13 protein-coding genes are annotated in these 14,714 nt (G+C 70.3%); 3 read left to right on the top strand and 10 right to left on the bottom strand.

Features of this window, described 5'->3' with window-relative positions; genetic code table 11:
- Positions 1 to 44: 44 nt before the first annotated feature.
- Positions 45 to 782: a hypothetical protein gene (locus tag J2X55_RS16660; RefSeq protein ID WP_309824761.1), complete on the bottom strand. Its 738-nt coding sequence runs from the start codon at positions 780 to 782 to the stop codon at positions 45 to 47.
- Positions 783 to 937: 155 nt separating this feature from the next.
- Here J2X55_RS16660 and J2X55_RS16655 point away from each other — a divergent pair, with 155 nt between their 5' ends.
- Positions 938 to 2,608 carry a PHP domain-containing protein gene (locus J2X55_RS16655; RefSeq protein ID WP_309824759.1) on the top strand — a complete coding sequence of 557 codons (1,671 nt, stop codon included), beginning with the start codon at positions 938 to 940 and terminating at the stop codon, positions 2,606 to 2,608.
- Between the two features lie 99 nt (positions 2,609 to 2,707).
- Here the strand turns inward: J2X55_RS16655 and J2X55_RS16650 are convergent, their stop codons facing one another.
- The 7 genes from J2X55_RS16650 to J2X55_RS16620 all read right to left on the bottom strand — a co-directional run bounded on the left by J2X55_RS16650 (position 2,708) and on the right by J2X55_RS16620 (position 9,268).
- A complete protein-coding gene (locus tag J2X55_RS16650) occupies positions 2,708 to 4,498 on the bottom strand; it encodes an ABC-F family ATP-binding cassette domain-containing protein (protein WP_309824757.1) in 1,791 nt (596 codons plus the stop codon).
- A gap of 171 nt (positions 4,499 to 4,669) precedes the next feature.
- Positions 4,670 to 5,587, bottom strand: coding sequence for an ABC transporter substrate-binding protein (locus J2X55_RS16645; RefSeq protein ID WP_210111860.1), 918 nt, complete (start codon positions 5,585 to 5,587; stop codon positions 4,670 to 4,672).
- Between the two features lie 40 nt (positions 5,588 to 5,627).
- The gene (locus J2X55_RS16640; RefSeq protein ID WP_309824755.1) at positions 5,628 to 6,386 is read right to left on the bottom strand and encodes an ABC transporter permease; all 759 of its coding nucleotides are present in this window, start codon (positions 6,384 to 6,386) and stop codon (positions 5,628 to 5,630) included.
- A complete protein-coding gene (locus J2X55_RS16635) occupies positions 6,383 to 7,063 on the bottom strand; it encodes an ABC transporter permease (protein WP_309824753.1) in 681 nt (226 codons plus the stop codon). Before J2X55_RS16635 ends, J2X55_RS16640 begins: the two co-directional genes overlap by 4 nt.
- Positions 7,060 to 7,884: an ATP-binding cassette domain-containing protein gene (locus tag J2X55_RS16630; protein ID WP_309824751.1), complete on the bottom strand. Its 825-nt coding sequence runs from the start codon at positions 7,882 to 7,884 to the stop codon at positions 7,060 to 7,062. Before J2X55_RS16630 ends, J2X55_RS16635 begins: the two co-directional genes overlap by 4 nt.
- Before the next feature lie 14 nt (positions 7,885 to 7,898).
- On the bottom strand, positions 7,899 to 8,201 hold the full coding sequence (locus J2X55_RS16625; RefSeq protein ID WP_309824749.1) for a DUF427 domain-containing protein: 303 nt from the start codon (positions 8,199 to 8,201) through the stop codon (positions 7,899 to 7,901).
- 134 nt (positions 8,202 to 8,335) lie between these two features.
- Entirely contained in the window at positions 8,336 to 9,268 is a 933-nt protein-coding gene (locus tag J2X55_RS16620; RefSeq protein ID WP_115920806.1) for a 4-(cytidine 5'-diphospho)-2-C-methyl-D-erythritol kinase, read from the bottom strand.
- Between the two features lie 242 nt (positions 9,269 to 9,510).
- Between J2X55_RS16620 and J2X55_RS16615 the strand changes: the two genes are divergently transcribed.
- Complete coding sequence (locus J2X55_RS16615) at positions 9,511 to 11,091, top strand: stealth family protein (RefSeq protein WP_309824748.1); 1,581 nt, start codon at positions 9,511 to 9,513, stop codon at positions 11,089 to 11,091.
- On the opposite strand, the gene J2X55_RS16610 is transcribed toward J2X55_RS16615, so the two are convergent.
- Entirely contained in the window at positions 11,042 to 11,977 is a 936-nt protein-coding gene (locus tag J2X55_RS16610; protein WP_115920810.1) for a phosphodiesterase, read from the bottom strand. The genes J2X55_RS16615 and J2X55_RS16610 overlap by 50 nt on opposite strands.
- Before the next feature lie 322 nt (positions 11,978 to 12,299).
- On the bottom strand, positions 12,300 to 13,139 hold the full coding sequence (gene rsmA, locus J2X55_RS16605) for a 16S rRNA (adenine(1518)-N(6)/adenine(1519)-N(6))-dimethyltransferase RsmA (RefSeq protein ID WP_309824746.1): 840 nt from the start codon (positions 13,137 to 13,139) through the stop codon (positions 12,300 to 12,302).
- Between the two features lie 66 nt (positions 13,140 to 13,205).
- On the opposite strand from rsmA, the gene J2X55_RS16600 reads away from it, so the two are divergent.
- A complete protein-coding gene (locus tag J2X55_RS16600) occupies positions 13,206 to 14,669 on the top strand; it encodes a sugar porter family MFS transporter (protein ID WP_210111867.1) in 1,464 nt (487 codons plus the stop codon).
- Positions 14,670 to 14,714 lie beyond the last annotated feature (45 nt).

Here is a 14,714-nt window from a genome sequence, read left to right as displayed (position 1 = left end):
ACCGACCGGGTCGCCGCTCCCGCCACGACCGGTCCCGGGCGAGCTCAGTCCTGAGCAGCCGCCCGGCGCCGGACGCGGCTGCGCAGGACGAGTCCCGCCGCGACCGCGAGGGCAGCCCCGAGGCTGGCGACGCCCGCGACCTGTGCCCCGGTGACGGCGAGGTCCGACCCGCCCGCGGCGACGGGCGCGGGGGTCGCCGACGTCGATGAGCCCGGAGCGGCCGAGGCGGAGGCCGCAGGGTCGGGGGAAGCCGACACCGTCGCGCTCGGCGAGGGCGTCGGTGTCGTCGGGACCGCGGTCGGGGTGGGGCTCGGCTGGCCGGGGACCGACCAGGCCGAGGCGGAGAGGGTCACGGGCAGACCGGCCACCGAGACGATCGACGAGGGAACGCCCGACGAGAGCGCGAGGCACTCGAGGCTGAGGGTCGCTGCCGTCGCTCCCGCGGGGACCACGGCGCGGAACGACGAGCCCATGGGGACGCTGACGGGAGCTCCCCCGCTCACGGGCACGGTCGCCGACACCACCACGCTGCTGCCGCCCGCCGTGACCGTCAGCCGAGCCCCATCGCGCGTTCCGGCGGGGCAGCCGTCGGCGAAGTCCGCGGTGGCGAACGACGGGTACGCGGCGGCGTCGCCCGAGAAGACGGCCGCACCGCTGGCATCCCGCAGCACGAGGGGGCTCGCCGCGGAGGCGGCCAGGGCGCCGAGCGGCGCGAGACCGACGACGAGGACCGCGGCGGCGGCGAGGGGAAGGAAGCGGGTGGGCACGGGGGTGGACGACATGGCTGCTCTCGATCGGGTGGTGAGGACGAACGGGACTGTGCCCCACCGTCCGGTCCGTCGGGTGAACGAATGGCGACGCCGAGATCACCCGGCGGCCACCCGCCATTCACCCGCGATCCCTACGTTCCCGGCGACCCCTCTCACGAAAGTGCCCGATGCCCACTCACATCCCTTCCGGCTTCTCTCGCCGCACCTTCCTCGCCGCAGCGGCCGCCGCCGTCACCACGGCATCCGCAGCGTCGTCGTTCGGCCCCGCGGTCGCGTCGACCGCGGCCGCCGCGACCACCACCGCCGCCGCCGTCACCGACCCGAAGGCCCTGCGCTGGCTGGTCTTCGACCACCACGTGCACTCGGTGTACTCGCACGACGCGAAGTACGCCATGACGACGATCCTCGACCAGGCCCAACGTTTCGGGGTGGATGCCATCGCCTTCACGGAACACAGCAACGTCGGTCATGCCAACGTCGGCGGTGTCTTCAACGCCGCCCGCGAGATCGAGGCGGCACGGACCGCGCGCCCCGACCTGCTCGTGTTCCAGGGCCTCGAGTGGTACATCCCCGCCGCCGAGCACGGCACGGTGCTCGTGGCCCCCGGCGCCCGCGTGACCGAGGTGCTGCGTCACTTCGAGCTGACCTACGACGGCAAGCTCAATCAGTGGGAGAAGCCCCGACCGAACACGAGCGACGCCGCCGACTGGCTGCAGCACGCGGTCGACGGGATCGCCTGGCTGGGGCAGCAGCGCACCGCGGGCGTCGTCGACGACGTGCTCGTCCTGGCCAACCACCCCAGCCGCCTCGGCATCGACTCCCCCGGCGAACTGCGCGCTTGGCAGGACGCCGACCCCGACGTGTTCGTCGGCTTCGAGGGCGCGCCGGGCGCCCAGGCCTCGGGCCTCGCCGCGAACACCACCGACCGCTCGCAACGCGGCGAGTACGAGAACGCGCGCAGCGACTACTCCTTCGCCGGGTACCCCGCCGCCGCGTACCGCGCGCACGGCGGATTCGACTGGATGACCGCCGTCGTCGGCGGCATGTGGGACGCCCTGCTCAGCGAGGGCCGGCGCTGGTGGATCACCACGAACAGCGACCTGCACCTGAAGAACTTCGACACCACCCGCGTGGGCGACTTCCCCACCGGCTCCGGCTGGGACAACGGAGCGACCCTCGCGAACTTCAACCGCGCGGGCCGCCGCCCCGACCCCGTGTCGACCGCGTCGCCTCAGGGCGGCAGCGACCTCTGGCCGGGCGAGTTCAGCCGGACGCACGTCGGCGCCGTCGACAAGACGCACACCGCCGTTCTCGATGCCGTGCGCGCGGGGCGCATGTGGGTCGACCACGGCCACCTCGTCGCCGGGCTCTCCGTGACCCTGCGCGCGGTCGACGACGCCGCCAACACCGCCACCCTCGGCGGAACGCTGCGCGTACCCGCGGGAACGAAGATCGAGATCGTCGTCGACGTCGAGCCGACCACGCAGCGAAACTCCGCCGGCATCCTGCCCCGTCTGGCCCACCTCGACGTGATCCGCGGCGAGATCACCGGCGCGGCGACCGACCGTGACGCGATGGTCGCCCCTCGCACCCGCGTGGTCGAGCTGCGCGACGTGAGCGACCGCAGCGGCTCGCCCTTCCAGATAGTGATCCCGGTGGGAACGGCCGACGTCGACGGCTACGTGCGCGTCCGCGGCTCCGACGGCAAGGTGCACGGCACCGGGCCCCGCGGGGCCGAGGTCGACCCGCGGGCACCCCAGCCGCACGCGGCCGGGCAGGGAAACCCCTGGCTCGACACCTGGCTGTACACGAACCCCATCTTCGTGGCGGTGCGCTGATCTGACGTCGGAGATGCGGGCGGCGGAGGACGCTCGAGGCGCGAAACATCCTCCGCTCCGCGATCCTCCTCCGCTCCTCGGCGCGTGCCCGAGGAGAGCTCAGCCGATGGTCTCGATGAGCTCGAACCAGGTCATCTCGAGTTCGTCGCGCTCGGCCTCGAGGGCGGATATGCGCTGCATCTCGGCGCCGAGTCCCTCGTAGTCGGCCTGATCGTGATCGGCGAGCGCCGCCTTGGCCCGGTCGATCTGCTGCTGCAGCTTCTCGATGCGTCGCTCGGTGGCCGAGGCCTCCTTCTGCGCGGCGCGCAGCTCGGCGCCCTGCAGGCCCGGGGTCGCGGTCGCGCCCCCCGCCGTCGGCCGCGAGGGCTCGGCATCCTGGATCGCCCGCAGACGCAGGTACTCGTCGACACCGCCGGGGAGGTGGCGAAGCCTCGCATCGAGGATCGCGTACTGCTGGTCGGTGACGCGCTCGAGGAAGTAGCGGTCGTGCGAGACGACGATGAGCGTGCCCGACCACGAGTCGAGCAGGTCTTCCATGGCCGCGAGCATGTCGGTGTCGAGGTCGTTGGTGGGCTCGTCGAGGATGAGCACGTTCGGCTGATCCAGCAGCACCAGCAGCAGCTGCAGGCGCCGCTTCTGACCGCCGGAGAGGTCTTTCACCGGTGTCGAGAGCTGCGCGCTTGAGAACCCGAGACGCTCGAGGAGCTCGCCGGGGGTGAGCTCTTTCGCCTTCGAACCCGTGCCGAACGAGTACGTGGTCCGCAGCCCCGAGATCACCACGCGAACGGGGTCGTTCAGGTGCTGATCGAGCTCGTCGAGGCGCTGGGTGAGGGTGGCGACCTTGACGGTCTTGCCACGCTTGACGCGCCCGCTGGTGGGTTCGAGCGAGCCGGTCACGAGATTCAGCAGGGTCGACTTGCCCGCGCCGTTCACGCCCAGGATACCGGTGCGCTCCCCCGGCGCGATGCGCCATTCGACGTCCGTCAGCACCGTCTTGTCGCCGTAGGCCACACCCGCGTCGAGCAGATCGACGACGTCCTTGCCCAGGCGCGAGACCGCGAGGGACTGCAGAGCGACCTTGTCGCGGATCTCGGGGACGTCGGCGATGAGCTCGTTGGCCGCATCGATGCGGAACTTCGGCTTCGACGTGCGCGCCGGTGCCCCGCGGCGCAGCCACGCGAGCTCTTTGCGGGCCAAGTTCTGCCGACGCTGTTCGATGGATGCCGCCTGACGGTCGCGCTCCACGCGCTGCAGGATGTACGCGGCGTAGCCGCCCTCGAAGGGCTCGACGATGCGGTCGTGCACCTCCCACGTGGCGGTGCAGATCTCATCGAGGAACCACCGGTCGTGCGTGACGACGAGAAGGCCGCCCGCCGAGGGGGCCCACCGCTTCTTGAGGTGCCCGGCGAGCCAAGTGATTGCCTCGACGTCGAGGTGGTTGGTGGGCTCGTCGAGGAACAGCACGTCCCAATCGCCAGAGAGCAGCTTCGCCAGCGCCACGCGACGGCGCTGACCGCCCGACAGGTCGCCGAGGCGCGCGTCCCACGGCAGGTCGCCCAGGAGCCCCGCGATCACGTCGCGCGTGCGCGCGTCGCCGGCCCACTCGTGCTCGGGCCGGTCGCCGACGACCGCGTGGCCGATCGTGTCGTCGTCGTCGAGGGTGTCCTGCTGGTCGAGCACACCCACGGTGACACCGCCGCGGACCGTCACGCGCCCCCCGTCGGGTTCGCGGATGCCGGCGAGCATGCCGAGCAGACTCGACTTGCCGTCGCCGTTGCGACCGACGATGCCGATCCGATCGCCCTCGTTGACGCCGAGCGAGACGGAGTCGAAGACGACCTTCGTCGGGTATTCCAGGTGCAGGGCTTCGCCCCCGAGCAGGTGTGCCATATCCGTCCCAGGCTACGCGGTGCCCGGGGTGTGCCCGCGCGCCCGGGTGCCGGCATCCGGGATCCGACCCTCCGCCCGTCGAGGGGACGTGTCGCGGACGAGGCGGGTGGCCCCGCCCGGAACGACGGCGGGGCCGCCCGGCGACCGGACGACCCCGCGTGACGCGACGGCTCAGAAGCCGTTGGCCGAGAGCCACTCCTTGGCGATGTCGGCGGACGACTTCTGGTCGACCGTCGACTCGACGTTCATCTCGACGAGAGCGTCGGCGGTGAGGGCCGCGCTGACCTTGTTGAGAACGTCCGAGACCTCGGAGGCGATGTTCGAGTTGACCACCGGCACGACGTTCGACGCGAGGAACAGGCCCTTCGGGTCGGTCAGGGTGACCAGGTTGTCGGTCTTGATGCGGGGGTCGGCCGTGTAGACGTTCGCGACCTGGACGGTGCCGGCGACGAGGTCGTCGACCGTGGTCTCACCGGTGGGCGAGAACTGGACGGTCACGCCGTAGGTCGACTGCAGACCGGTGGGCCCGTAGGGACGCTCGGCGAGCTCGGCGTTGCCGCCGAGCGTCAGGCCCGAGGTCACCTTCGAGAGGTCGGCGATCGAGGTGAGACCGTTCGCGTCGGCGAAGGCCTTGGTGACGGTGTACGAATCCTGGTCGGTGGCCTGCGACTGGTCGAGGACCTCGAGGCCCTCGGGGAGGGCGGCCGGCAGAGCCGCGTATACGTCGTCGGACGTGCGCGCGGTGGTGTCCTTCTCGAAGAACTGCAGCAGGTTGCCGGTGTACTCGGGGAACACCGAGACCGTGCCGTCCTCGAGCAGCGGGATGTACGCGTCGCGCTGACCGATCTGGAACTGGCGCTTCACGGTCTTGCCGGCACCCTCGAGCGCCTGGGCGTAGATCTCGGCGATGATCTCGTTCGAGTAGTAGGCCTGCGAGCCGACCACGATGGTGTCGCTCGACGCGCTGGCGTCGCCGCCGCCGTTGCTGAGGGGATCGCTGGAACCGCCGGCGCAACCGGCGAGGGCGAGCGAGGCGACCGCGAGGCCTGCGAACAGGCCGAGGCCCTTCTTGGTTCGTGCTGTGAACATGGGTGCTCTCTTTTCTGGTGATTCGGGAATCGAGTGTGGGTCAGGGGGCCGCCGGGGGCGCGGTCGGCGCTCCCACGGCGATGGCTTCGGCGCGACGTTGCCGGACGGAGCGACGTTGCGGCTGGGCGGAACCGGCGGCACGGATGCCACGGGGCACGACCAGGTGCTGGAGAAGGGCGAAGAGCCCGTCGATGACGAGCGCGAGGACGGCCACGAGGATCGCCCCGCCGATGAGGATGTCGAACCGGCGGAGCGGGATCGCGGCGATGATGTACTGCCCGAGGCCACCGAGACCGATGTACGCGGCGATCGTGACGGTGGCGAGCACCTGCAGTGTCGCCGCGCGGATGCCGCCCACGAGCAGGGGCAGCCCGAGCGGAACCTCGATGCGCCAGAGGATCTGCGACTCGGTCATGCCCATCGACCGGCCCGCGTCGATCACGCGACGATCGATGGCCTCGAACCCGGTGTAGGCCCCGGCGAGCAACGACGGGATCGCCAGAACGACGAACGAGATGACCGCGGCCTCGGGCTTGTGCAGGACGCCCAAGAGCAGGGTCAGCAGGATCAGCAGACCGAAGGAGGGGATCGCGCGAGCTGCGCCCGAGATCGCCACGGCGGTCTCGCGCCCCTTTCCGGTGTGGCCGATGTACCAGCCGAGGGGAATGGCGATCGCGCCCGCGATGACGACGGCGATCAGCGTGTACAGCAGCTGGACGCCGATGGCTGCGGGGATCGAGTCGAACTGCCCGGAGTCCCCCGAGAAGATCCAGGCGAGCGCCTCACCGATGAGGTTCATGCTTTCACCAGCGTCCGGTTCGAGATGCGCGAGACGGTCTTCGTGGCTCGCGTCCACGGCATGAGCAGACGACCCGCGATCACCAGGAGCAGGTCGATGATCAGAGCGAGCACGACGACGGCGACCACGCCCGCGAACACCTCGGGGATGATGCGTCGCTGCAGGCCGTTCGTGAACAGGTAGCCGATGTTCTGGATGCCGACCAGGATGCCGACGGTGGCGAGCGCGATCGTGCTCGCCGAGGCCACGCGGAGCCCCGCGAGGACGACGGGGCCGGCGAGCGGGAACTCCACCGCCCAGAAGCGCCGGAAGGAGCCGTAGCCGATGGCCGTGGAGGCCTGACGCACCCCGGCATCCACCGAATCGAGACCGTCGGCGACCGCACGCACGAGGATCGCGACCGCGTAGATGGCGAGGGCGACGATGAGGTTCGTCTCGCTCACGATGCTGTACCACCCGGTGACGACAGGCACGAGGATCAGCAGGGCGAGGGAGGGGATCGTGTAGAGCAGCCCGGTGATGGTGATGACGCCGCTGCGCACGAGCCGGTATCGCCAGGCCACCCACCCGAGCGGGACGCTGATCACGAAGCCCGCCAGCAACGCGATCAGGCTCTGACGCAGATGCACCAGCGTGAGCTCCCCGATCAGGTCGAGGTTGTTCCCTACCCAGTTCACGGGTGGGAGTCCTCCACGAGCGAACCCTGCGTGCGCCCCTCGGCATCCACGACGACCGTGCCGGTCGCCGTCTGCTTGAGGTGAAGGGCCCGCTTGCCCTTCACGGCGCCGATGAAGCTCGCCACGAAATCGGATGCCGGGTTCTCGACGATCTCGCTGGGTGTGCCCACCTGGGCGATCTTCGCTCCCTTTTCGAGGATCACGACCTGGTCCCCCAGCAGGAAGGCCTCGTCGATGTCGTGCGTGACGAAGACGATGGTCTTACCGATCTCGTTCTGCAGACGCAGCAGCTCCTGCTGCAGTTCGTCGCGGACGATCGGATCGACCGCACCGAAGGGCTCGTCCATCAGCAGGATGTTGGGGTCGGCGGCGAGGCCGCGGGCGACGCCCACGCGTTGCTGCTGGCCGCCCGAAAGCTGGCTGGGGTACCGGTCGGCCATCGCCTCGTCCAAACCCACCGTCTTCATCAGCTCGAGCGCCCGGGCGCGCGCCGTCTTGCGGTTCTGCCCCTGCAGCACGGGCACGGTGGCGATGTTGTCCGCGACCGTGAAATGAGGCAGCAGGCCGGAGTTCTGCATGACGTAGCCGATGCTGCGGCGCAACTGCACGGCGGGTTTGCCGCCGATGTCGTCGCCGTCGATCGCGATCGAGCCCGAGGAGGGCTCGACCATCCGGTTGATCATGCGCAGCAGCGTCGTCTTGCCGCAGCCGGACGACCCCACGAAGACGGTCGTCTTGCGGGACGGGATGACGAGATGGAAGTCGTCGACGGCGCGGGTGCCGTCGGGGAAGACCTTGGAAACGGCCGAGAACTCGATCATGTGCTCACCCGACCTCAGTCGGAGACCACGACCTTCCGGTCGAAGGCGACGAAGCCGGCGAAGTCTTTGCCCACGCGTTCCACGGCACCCGGGTACAGGTCGGGGTACGACCACGCGCCGTCGGTCAGTTCGGCACCGTCGAGCGAGACGTTCCAGTACTGAGCGGCACCCTTCCACGGGCAGGTGTAGGGCGTGGGGCTCTTCTGCAGCGCGCCCTCGCGGACGGACTGAGGGGGGAAGTACCAGTTCCCCTCGATCGAGGCCAGGTCGTCGCGGTCTGCTTCGGCGATCACGACGCCGTCGAGCACTGCCTTCATGGGTACCCCCTTCGTGGCGTCCCGCGGGCACCGCACCCATCGGTGACGAACCACCTTGCACGAGGCTAATCACGTGGTCGGCACGAAAAGCGCAGATTGCCCCGTATGTCGACCTGAGCTATGGTGCGTCGCGGTCAGACCACGCGCGCACCGGGGACCGGCCCGTGCACGTGGAGGGCGACGAGACCGGCGGCGCTCAGGGTGACCTGCAGGTCGATCGCGGACGCCTCGTCCGCGGCGAGGAACGCCAGCGTCGGCCCCGACCCCGAGACGATTCCCGCCAGAGCGCCCGAGCTCTCGCCCCGCTCGAGAACACGTGCGAGATCGGGGCGCAGGTGCAGCGCGGGAGCCTGCAGGTCGTTGCGCAGGGTCGCGGCCAGCATGCCGGCGTCGCCCTGGCGGAGGGCGTGCAGCACGTCGCGGTCGACCGCGGGAACGCGCGGCGCCGGACCGATGTCGACCGCGTGGCGTCTGCGGTGCGCGTCGAGCTCGCCGTAGACCACCGGGGTCGACATTCCCGTCTCGTTCGGTACGAGCACCCAGTCGAAGCGACCGCGCGCGAGCGCCGGGCTCAACTGGTCGCCACGACCGGTGCCGATGGCCGTGCCGCCGAGAAGGGCGAAGGGGACGTCGGCGCCGAGGCGCGCCGCGAGATGGGCGAGCTCGCTCGTCGGCATCCCGAGTCCCCAGAGGGCGTCGCACGCGACCAGGGCGGCGGCCGCATCGGCCGAGCCCCCGCCCATCCCGCCGGCGACCGGGACGGCCTTGCGCACAGACAGGTGCGCACCGCGGTCGATGCCCGCGGTCTGCGCCAGAAGGCGCGCGGCGCGGACGGCGAGATTGCGGTCGTCTGTGGGTACTCCCCCGATGTCGACCGGCCCGCGCGCGGAGACCTCGATCGTGATCTCGTCAGCGGGGGTCGCCACCATCTCCTCGTAGAGCGATACCGCCTGGAAGGCGGTCGCGAGCTCGTGGTAGCCGTCGTCCTGAACGTCGCCGACCTCGAGGAAGACGTTGATCTTGCCGGGGGCACGGACGCGGACGGATGCCGGGGTGTGGAGGCTCATCGCAGCCGCCGCCGTCCCGCGCGCCGGGGACTCTCACCGTGTGCGAAACTAAGACTTCGGTCGGCTTCCCGCCGTCGCTCGCAAGGCGGTACGGGGAGGTCCGGTCCGGAGCGAGCGATCTGAGTCACTCTTCGACAGTAGTGCTCCGCTCCCCGTCGTTCGGCGTCGAGGCCGAAACGTCCCCGTAACCCCGGAACCATACGGTGACCGGATCCCATGCACCTACCCCCCGAGGAGGCAGAATGCGCCCGATGGTCCCCCTGTCGATCGACACCGACCCCTGGCGCGCCCTGCTGTCCCGGTCCGATATCCGCATGCACGACGGCATCCTGCACGTCGTGGACGACTCGTCGACGCCCGCCATGGCCGAGCGCGACGACCTTCTCGCCGCCGCATCCGCGATCGAGGCTGCGGGCGTCAGGGTGTTGCTCGTGCGCGACGCGAACCGTCGCCCCAAGCTGGTCGTCGACACCGTCGATGCCGCGAAGGCCCTCGCCGCCCTGCGCGACCCCGAACTCGGCCCGGTGTACCTCAAGGCCCGAGGCGAAGACCCGGTCCCCGCGCACAGCGTCGATCCCGCTCCCGGGTCGGTGCAGGCGTACGCGGTCTTCCGCCCGCGCACGTCGACCGAGGGCTCCTACCGGTACGGCTCGGCCCTCGCCCCGCGCTTGGAACTCTGGCGTTTCGGCGAGAAGACGATCGAGGCTCCCCGCCCGAGCGCGCTCACCCGTCGCACCTTCGCCGCCGCGGACCTCGATCTGGTCGAGGTCGAGCGCTACGGCCGCCGCTGGACCACCGTCTCGGGCATGTTCGATCCGCACCCCAACGAATTCATCGCCGACGTCGACATGGTCTTCTCGTGGGTCGACGGGTCGTCGAGCGAATTCCAGCGCCAACGTGCCGCCCGGATGAAGGGCTACGTCGTCGGCGACGGCGACGACAACGCCGCCCGCTACCGTCAGGTCGACGAACTGCGGTACGCGCTGCGCAGCGTCCACATGTACGCGCCGTGGGTGCGCCGCATCTTCATCGCCACCGACTCCCCCACCCCCGAATGGCTCGCCGATCACCCGAAGGTGACGATCGTGCGCAGCGAGGAGTTCTTCGCCGACCCGTCCGTGCTGCCCACGCACAACTCGCACGCGGTCGAGGCCCAGTTGCACCGCATCCCGGGCCTGGCCGAGCACTTCCTGTACAGCAACGACGACATGTTCTTCGGGCGCCCCGTCACCCCCGAACTGTTCTTCAGCGGTGGCGGCGTGAGCCGTTTCGTCGAGAGCGGCGTGCGCATCGGCAGCGGCCCGGCGCACATCGATCGCTCCGGCCACGACAACGGCCTGCGCGTGAACCGGGCACTCCTCAAAGAACGCTTCGGCCGCGTCATCACGCTCGACCTCGAGCACTGCGCGACGCCGCTGCGCCGTTCGGTGGCCTTCGAACTCGAGCGGGAGTTCGCCGACGACTACGCCCGCACGGCCGCGAGCCGGTTCCGCTCCGCAACCGACATCTCGGTGACCAACAGCCTGTATCACCACTACGCGCTGGCGACCGGTCGCGCGGTCATCACGACCCAGCCGCGCACCCGTTACGTGCAGACCACGCAGCTGGATTCGCTCCGCACCATGGAACGCCTCGTGTCGCGTCGGGACACCGACATGTTCTGCCTCAACGACGGCAGCGTGCCCGAGATCCCCGAAGAGGTGCGCGTCCCGGCGCTCCGCGCCTGCCTGGAGCGCTACTTCCCGGTCGCGGCCCCGTGGGAGAAGACCTCGGTCAGCGGAGAATCGGCAGTGGCGTCGTCGGCGGCGACACCCGCCCGCTGAGCTCGCGCGACGTCGGGACGATGATCCCGGCGTCGTGCAGACGCCGCTGCGACTCGTCGGCGTCGACGTACTGCAGGGCCGCGCTCGCGGCGAGCGGAACGACGGAGTGGACGACCGTCTCGTCGTAGACGTGGACGATGTTGAAGCCCTGCGCGGCATCCTGCGGGCGCGTTCCGCCCACGGGCACCATGAGGTCCTGCGTGTAGCAGGTGGCCGAGGCGACGGAGACCGGGATTCCGGCGAACGTGGCGAACGTCGAGTAGTGCAGGTGTCCGGCCAGAATCGCGCGGACGTCCGACCCGCGCAGGACCTCGGCGAGGCTGCGCTGATCGTGCAGTTCGACGGACGCCGCGAGGTCGAGCACGCTCGGGACCGGCGGGTGGTGCATCGCGAGGATCGTGCCGAGGGGCGCGGGGGTGGCCAGCACCTCGGCGAGCCACTCGCGCTGAGCCGCCGTGACCTCGCCGTGGTGGGCCCCGGGCACCGAGGTGTCGAGCGTCACGATGCGCAGACCGTCGAACTCGTCGACGCGGTCGACCGGAGCAGCAGGGTCGCCCCCGTCGCCGGGCAGCAGGCGCGAGCGGAAAGCCGCCCGGTCGTCGTGGTTGCCCATGACCCACACGACGCGCGTCTGCAGGCGCTCGGCGAGCGGCTCGACCAGCGCGCGGACGCGGTCGTAGGCGTCGGTCTCGCCGAAATCGGCGAGGTCGCCGGTGAAGACGAGGGCGTCGGGGCGGATGCCGGACGCATCGATCGCCTGGACCGCGCGGGCGAGGTACGCCTCGGAGTCGACGTCGTCGTAGAGCGGTGCACCGCCGGCACGAAGATGGGTGTCGCTCAGGTGGAGCAGCACACGTTCGGCTCGGGGGTACTCGGCGTAGCGCATCTCGATCCTCTCGGGCCGTCGGGTACGACCTCGTTACCGGCGTGATGCTCCCGGTTGGCTCGAAATGTTACAGACATGTTTCTGGAACACGTGATGAACACGGCGAGAATTCACCCGACAGTTCAACCCGCCAAGCTGCGCGGTGGCACGGGACGTCGTGTGGGTCGCGCTCGGCGCCGCATCCCGCCCGGTCCGGCGAGATGACCCGCGATGCGCGAGATGACCCGAGACGAGCGCGAAACGCGGGTCCGCTCGGCGAACGGGGGTCACCTCGAACGCGGGACACGTCGAGGCGCCCCGACCGCCGGTCAGCGCCCGGCGATCAGAGCGCGGCGATGCGCGCGTAGTCCTCGACCGTCAGCTGCTCGCCGCGGAGCGTCGGGTCGACGCCCGCCGCCTCGAGGCGAGCCGAGGCCTCGGCGGCCGTGCCGCCCAGCACGCCCGAGAGCGCCTGGCGGAGCATCTTGCGGCGCTGCTGGAAAGCGGCATCCACGATCTGGAAGGTGCGGAGTCGGTGCTCCTCGGAGCCGCGGGGTTCGGCATCCCGATCGAAGCCGACCAGCACGCTGTCGACGTTCGGCACGGGCCAGAACACCTGGCGCGACACCGTTCCGGCCAGACGCCACGATCCGTACCAGGCGGCCTTGACGCTCGGTGCGCCGTACACCTTCGACCCGGGCGGGGCGGCGAGACGCTCCCCCACCTCGGCCTGCACCATCACGACGCCGCGCTGCAGGTACAGGAAGGTCTCGAGGAAGTGCAGCAGCACGGGCACCGAGACGTTGTACGGCAGGTTCGCGACCAGGACCCCGGGTTCTCCCGGCAGCGCGTCGACGCGCAGGGCGTCGGCGTCGATGACCGTCAGGCGACCGTCGGGCACGTCATGGGCGGCCGCGGTGGCGGGGAGGCGCTCGGCGAGGCGGTGGTCGATCTCGACGGCGACGACCGAGGCACCCGTCTCGAGGATGGCCAGGGTGAGGGACCCCAGACCGGGACCGATCTCGACGACGCGATCGGATGCCGTGACCCGAGCCGCCTGCACGATCTTGCGCACGGTGTTGGCGTCGACGACGAAGTTCTGCCCGAGCTTCTTGGTGGGGGTGACGTCGAGGTCGGCGGCGAGCCGACGGATCTCGGCGGCACCGAGGAGGGAAACGGGCATTGTTCCACTGTAGTCAGGGCTTCGCCAGAATCCTCGCTATGCGGAAGGCGGGAGTAGCGTAAGACGGTGAGTCAAACGCAGTCCATCCCCGCCAACGCCTTCACCCTGAGAAGTCCGTACGGTCGCCGCGCGATCGTGCTGTCGATCGCCGCGGCGGTGGGCGGCTTCCTCTTCGGTTTCGATTCCTCGGTCATCAACGGCGCCGTCCGTTCGATCGAGAGCGAGTACACCAAGGAGCCGCTGCTGACGGGCTTCGTCGTGGCCGTCGCCCTGCTCGGCTGCGCCGTCGGTGCTCTCGCGGCGGGCGTGCTGTCCGACCGATACGGGCGGCTGAAGGTCATGATCGTCGGCTCCGTGCTGTTCCTGGTGTCGTCGGTGGGCTCGGCGCTGACCTTCAGCGTGCCCGACCTCATCGTGTGGCGCGTGCTCGGCGGCCTCGGCATCGGCATCGCCTCCGTCGTCGCCCCGGCGTACATCGCCGAGGTCGCACCGCGGCAGATCCGCGGCAGCCTCGCCTCGCTCCAGCAGCTCGCGATCACGCTCGGCATCTTCGCGGCTCTGCTCAGCAACGCGCTGCTCGTGGCAGTGGCCGACGGCAGCGCCGACAACCAGCTGTGGTGGGGCCTGGAGGCCTGGCGCTGGATGTTTCTCGTCGGCGTGGTCCCCGCAGCCGTCTACGGCGTGCTCGCCTTCACGATGCCGGAGTCTCCGCGATTCCTGCTCGCCCGCGGTCGCGCCGACGAAGCGCGCGCGATCTTCGCCCGCCTCGTTCCCCCGGCCGACCTCGACAAGACCGTCAACGAGCTGACCAACGCGATCGAGACCGACCGCAAGAACAAGGGCGCCTCGATCGCGGGCAAGGCCCTCGGTCTTCAGCCCATCGTCTGGATCGGCATCATCCTGTCGGTGTTCCAGCAGTTCGTGGGCATCAACGTGATCTTCTACTACTCGACGAGCCTCTGGCGCGCCGTCGGCTTCGACGAGAGCAACTCGCTCCTCATCGGCGTCATCACCTCGGTGACCAACGTGCTCGTGACCCTCATCGCCATCTGGCTCGTGGACCGCGTGGGCCGCAAGCCCCTGCTGCTGGTCGGGTCGGCTCTGATGACGCTGTCGCTCGGCGCGATGGCCCTGGCGTTCTCGTTCGCGACCGGATCCGGCCAGGACGTGTCGCTCCCCGGTGTGTGGGGTCCGGTGGCCCTGGTCGCCGCGAACCTCTTCGTCGTCGGCTTCGGTGCCTCGTGGGGCCCGCTGGTGTGGGTGCTGCTGGGCGAGATCTTCCCGAGCCGCATCCGCGGCAAGGCGCTCGGCGTGGCCGCGGGCGCGCAGTGGATCGCCAACTTCCTCGTGTCGTTCTCGTTCCCCCAGCTCGCCGAGTTCTCCCTCACGATCACCTACGCGGGGTACGCGCTCTTCGCACTGCTGTCGTTCGTCTTCGTGCTGTGGAAGATCCCCGAGACCAAGGGCATGGAGCTCGAACAGACCGAGACCCTGTTCGTCCGCAAGCCGAAGGCGAAGGCCAAGGCCTGACGGATGCCAGAAGGCCGGCGCCCCGCGGGGTGCCGGCCTTCTGCG

The organism is Microbacterium sp. 1154 (assembly GCF_031455375.1).
Lineage (GTDB): Bacteria > Actinomycetota > Actinomycetes > Actinomycetales > Microbacteriaceae > Microbacterium.
The sequence above is the reverse complement of the archived record's forward strand: the minus strand, read 5'-3'. Positions and strand labels throughout refer to the sequence as shown.